The sequence below is a fragment of the Pseudolactococcus piscium genome (genome assembly GCF_002441695.1).
Taxonomy (GTDB): Bacteria; Bacillota; Bacilli; order Lactobacillales; family Streptococcaceae; genus Pseudolactococcus; species Pseudolactococcus piscium.
This window is the reverse complement of the sequence record NZ_JXJW01000041.1, coordinates 1-4,190: the sequence shown is the minus strand read 5'-3', so window position 1 is coordinate 4,190 and position 4,190 is coordinate 1. Positions and strand designations below refer to the sequence as shown.

Here is a 4,190-nt window from a genome sequence, read left to right as displayed (position 1 = left end):
CGTTTGATTTTCAAACTTCGCAACAGAACTACTCAATTGATGCAATCATAAAGCTGTATGCTCAGAATAAAAAACAGATATTCTTAGCATTTGATAAGGAAGGGGCTTATTCAGAGGAAACCCAAAAGATTCTAAATGATACAGCGATTCTTCACCTCAGCAAAGGGGGCAATGAACTATTTGGTTATCAATGGGGAAGAGAAAAGTAAAGCGAAAGGATAGGGGAAAATGAGATTTAGCTATAACCGATTATGGAAATTGCTAATTGATAAAAACATGAATAAGGCACAACTAAGAAAACTAACTGGTATTAGCTCCGCTTCAATTGCAAAACTAGGAAAAGGGGAAAACGTAACTACAGATATCTTATTACGAATTTGCGAAGCACTTGACTGCGACTTACCAGATATAGTTGAAATTGTGAAAGAATGAAAGGGGAATTAAAATGTTATATTACACTGGACTAGAAGATGTTATCTTCTCAAAGCATGACTTGCTCTCAGAAGAACCCGATGAACTCGTTATTATCAGTGGATATCTAGGACCTTCACCGGTTGAAAGATTGGCAGAACTTCCGAATATGAAAATCACTGTCATTGGTGGCATGTATCCTGCAGGAGTTGACGTCCGACTCTATGATTCGCTTGAGCGTATTAAGCAGAGCAACTCCAATCTCACCATAAAATATGCTGAACAAGAAATTCACTCAAAGATTTATATTTGGAAAAACAAAGGGAAAACTCTTACTGCCTTGATTGGTTCTGCAAACTTCTCATCAAATGGGCTGCGGACAGACTATCGCGAGTCACTTGCGGATGCAACACGAGATACCTTTAGTCCACTAGAGATCTATTATAAGTTCATTGATGAGCATTCTTCTGAAACTCCAGTAATCAACAAAAATCAAGTAATTATTGATTTTGACAGCAAAACTGATAATACGCCAGATGTTAATGAAAATGCTAAGCAATTCAGTTTTGAAATTCCGCTCTATACAACAACACACGGCACAAAAGCCGTCCCAACTGCGAGTGGTTTAAACTGGGGACTTGCTCGTTTGTCGAGTGGGGCTCATGTAGCTGCAGGCGATGCTTACATTCGTTTACCAAAGGAAATCTTAAAGTCTGAGAAACAACTTATCCGTCCATATAACCCAGAATTTACTACACCAGAAGGAAAACGCCAACGTAACTCTGATCCTATTGAGCTTATCTGGGATGACGGAACAATCATGGAGGCCTCTCTTGAAGGGACCCAAGTATTCGAAGGTCAAAACTACCCTAAACAACTTGCTTCTTTTTCAGCTAAACAACCATATCTTGATGGGGAACGAATTTCTAAGAAGAGTATTCTTGGACGATATTTACGTAAACGTCTCGGGGTAGATGTTGACGATGTAATTACGATGGATACCTTAACTTCGTACGGACGGGATACCATAACACTCTCACTAATTGATGAAGGCATATATTATGCAGACTTTTCAGTAGAATAAATCCAAATGAAAAAGTGGTTGCACCATTACAGTGCAGCCACTTTTTCATTGTTTTCAATTTCAGATAAAAGTCCCGGAATTAGTCCACCTAGCTTTTCAGCAAATAGCGGTGGAACTGCATTTCCAATCATTTCAAAATTGGACACCTGCGACTCGTTAAATTCAAAATCGTCATCAAATGTCTGAAGTCTTGCCGCTTCTCGAACAGTGATTGAACGCTTTTGAGACGAGTCAGGATGAATGTGACGCAAGCCATCCTTCTTCAAATGAGCCGGAATGGTGTTACTTGGTTCATCCCATCTCAAGACGTGGTACTTATGGACGTTCGTTCTCTTACCAGTTTTTTCATAGTATAACTCAATCAGCTTATCGGAAGAATTATATAGAAACTCTTCATCTTCGATATCTTTAGCCAAGCTATGGAATATTTCCTGGTCACGCTTGCTATGAAATCTGACTGAGTGTCCATTCACTCCACTGTTGTTTTCATAAGCTTGTCGCTTTACGGGTTCTCCTAGCGGATATATTGGTGGAAGGTCAGCAATTGCATCTCTTACTGTTGATTTCGTGTCTACCTTCATCGTAGAAAGGGTATTCGTGTAGAAGTCTTTCAGGAGTGCTTGATAATCTACGTCATCAACGTCTCTTCTTATGCCAACGATTATGACACGCTTTCTCTTTTGAGGGACTCCAAATTCAGTCAAATCCAATAATGCATATTTTCGTAAATCATCCACAATCTCATATCCTGCTTCGTCAAATGCGGCATGAATTAAATCAACAATCTTTTCTCCTGTTGGAATTGCTGACAGAATACCTTCAACATTTTCAAATACAATCACTTTTGGTTTGAAGTGATTTACCACTCGAATATATGCTTCAAAAAGGAAGTTACGATAATCATCCTTCATGCCATTTTTGTCACGAATTCTACCCGCTAATGAGTAGGCTTGGCAAGGAGGACCACCGGAAATAACATCAACAGTTTTCCCATTTGCTAATTCATCAAGACCAATACTTGTCCCAAATTCCGGATCCTCTGACCAACCATTTAACAATTCATCAGTTCTTTGGATATCAAAATTCAAAACTTTTTCTTCTGCATCTTGAATTCCATATCGACTATCCAATCTGTGGATAAGAGTTCGTACCTGTGGTTTTAGCCACTCAACTGCCCCAATTAAATTATAGTTACCTGTCTTTTCAAATCCATCTAGCAATCCACCTGCGCCCGCAAACAACTCAATATTGTTTAACTTTTTCATGCACGACCTCCATTTCCGAAATCTCGACAGTTCCTAAATGGCTTAACATCTTTTCACCAATTGCTTGAGCCAATAGAGGTGGTACAGCATTTCCTACTTGTTTGTTTTGTTGTGTCTTTGTTCCCAAAAATTCAAAATTATCAGGGAACGACTGCAGTCTTGCATTTTCTCGAACTGTTGGTACTCGATTCCACTTGTAGTGGAAGTGATTTCTGTGCCCAGTATCTATTGTTTTAGAAGGTCTCTTACTATGATACCTCGTCCAAGCTTCATTGAACTTACGTGATTCTCCTACGCCAGGTGGTAAATCTTTATGATTTCCGCCTTCAGGAACTTGGCTGATTACCCACTGAACTTCTTCAGTGTGCTTTGTACCAACGTGATTAAAAATCACATCGGAATTTCTTCTCATCAGCCTTTGATATGCACTTTCAGGTGGGCATGAATAATTCATGACATTTTCGCCCAAATCTTCTGTAAGTGATGGCAAATCTGAAATCGCCGCTTCAGTTCCGATATATTGTTCTGGTTCTAAATACGGTGTTGGAAATTCAAAATAATCGTAGCCGAGGTCTTTTCTAAAACCAACGAAAAACATTCTTTTTCTGAATTGGGGGACACCGTAATCTGCTGCCAACAAAGGTTTTTCAGTTACACTCACGGCATAACCCATATCCTCAAAGGTATTGATGATTTGTTGCTTTACTGCTCCCTTATATAATGTTGCCATCCCCGGGACATTCTCGATTAAGAACGCTTTTGGTTGGAAATGCTGGACCGCATGAACGACTGCAACATATAATTTATTTCGTGAATCATTGATATCACGAGCACCAGTTAGACTGAACCCTTGGCAAGGTGGTCCTGCAATAATAACATCCACCTCTTGGTTACCAAGAGCATCTTCGATATCCTTTATTGACTCTTCCTCGTTGAATAAGTCTTCTTTCAGTGCTTTTGCACCTTTAATATTATGAGCATAAGTTTTAAGCGCTGCATCATCAAAATCAATACCCGCAAGCACATTGTAACCTGCTTGAACGAAGCCTTGACTAAGTCCACCTGCTCCAGAGAATAAATCGATTACGTTATATTTATTATTCATCAGCTGTACCCTTTTCCCCTGTAAATTCAACAATATCGCCTATTTCACATTCCAAGGCTCTACAAATTCGTTCGAGAATCTCAAGAGAGACTCCTTTATTTTTGCTAAGCCTCGCCAACGTAGCCGATGTTATCCCACTACAGTCTCGCAACTGAGTCTTATTCATCTTTTTATCTATTGATAATTTCCATAATTTGTCATACGAAACAGGCATAAGAAACCTCCTTGGCGTTCTATATTTGTAGATATTTTTTCTATAAATATAGAATTAATTTTACCACAGAAATTCAGATGAGTAAAGGGCACCTCTAATAACTACCAATTA

General features: G+C 39.0%; 5 protein-coding genes and 1 pseudogene. 3 read left to right on the top strand and 3 right to left on the bottom strand.

Annotated elements, in window-relative coordinates; all coding sequences use genetic code 11:
• The 3 genes and pseudogenes from RU86_RS12165 to RU86_RS11480 form a co-directional block, all read left to right on the top strand.
• Positions 1–209, top strand: a pseudogene (locus RU86_RS12165) (hypothetical protein); the annotation flags it as partial.
• Positions 210–228: 19 nt separating this feature from the next.
• Entirely contained in the window at positions 229–432 is a 204-nt protein-coding gene (locus RU86_RS11485; RefSeq protein ID WP_096815415.1) for a helix-turn-helix domain-containing protein, read from the top strand.
• 13 nt (positions 433–445) lie between these two features.
• Complete coding sequence (locus tag RU86_RS11480; RefSeq protein WP_096815414.1) at positions 446–1,495, top strand: restriction endonuclease PLD domain-containing protein; 1,050 nt, start codon at positions 446–448, stop codon at positions 1,493–1,495.
• Between the two features lie 26 nt (positions 1,496–1,521).
• On the opposite strand, the gene RU86_RS11475 is transcribed toward RU86_RS11480, so the two are convergent.
• Genes RU86_RS11475 through RU86_RS11465 form a run of 3 tightly spaced genes read right to left on the bottom strand, consistent with a single transcriptional unit; the run spans position 1,522 to position 4,079 of the window.
• Positions 1,522–2,760: a DNA cytosine methyltransferase gene (locus RU86_RS11475; protein WP_081144482.1), complete on the bottom strand. Its 1,239-nt coding sequence runs from the start codon at positions 2,758–2,760 to the stop codon at positions 1,522–1,524.
• Positions 2,738–3,865, bottom strand: a complete 1,128-nt coding sequence (locus RU86_RS11470) for a DNA cytosine methyltransferase (RefSeq protein ID WP_081144483.1) — start codon at positions 3,863–3,865, stop codon at positions 2,738–2,740. The genes RU86_RS11475 and RU86_RS11470 overlap by 23 nt, the downstream gene beginning before the upstream one ends.
• A complete protein-coding gene (locus RU86_RS11465; protein ID WP_081144484.1) occupies positions 3,858–4,079 on the bottom strand; it encodes a helix-turn-helix domain-containing protein in 222 nt (73 codons plus the stop codon). Before RU86_RS11465 ends, RU86_RS11470 begins: the two co-directional genes overlap by 8 nt.
• Between the last annotated feature and the right edge of the window lie 111 nt (positions 4,080–4,190).

Coding starts and splice junctions, on each gene's coding strand:
- RU86_RS11485 (WP_096815415.1), top strand. CDS start 229: ATGAGATTTAGCTATAACCGATTATGGAAATTGCTAATTGATAAAAAC.
- RU86_RS11480 (WP_096815414.1), top strand. CDS start 446: ATGTTATATTACACTGGACTAGAAGATGTTATCTTCTCAAAGCATGAC.
- RU86_RS11475 (WP_081144482.1), bottom strand. CDS start 2,760: ATGAAAAAGTTAAACAATATTGAGTTGTTTGCGGGCGCAGGTGGATTG.
- RU86_RS11470 (WP_081144483.1), bottom strand. CDS start 3,865: ATGAATAATAAATATAACGTAATCGATTTATTCTCTGGAGCAGGTGGA.
- RU86_RS11465 (WP_081144484.1), bottom strand. CDS start 4,079: ATGCCTGTTTCGTATGACAAATTATGGAAATTATCAATAGATAAAAAG.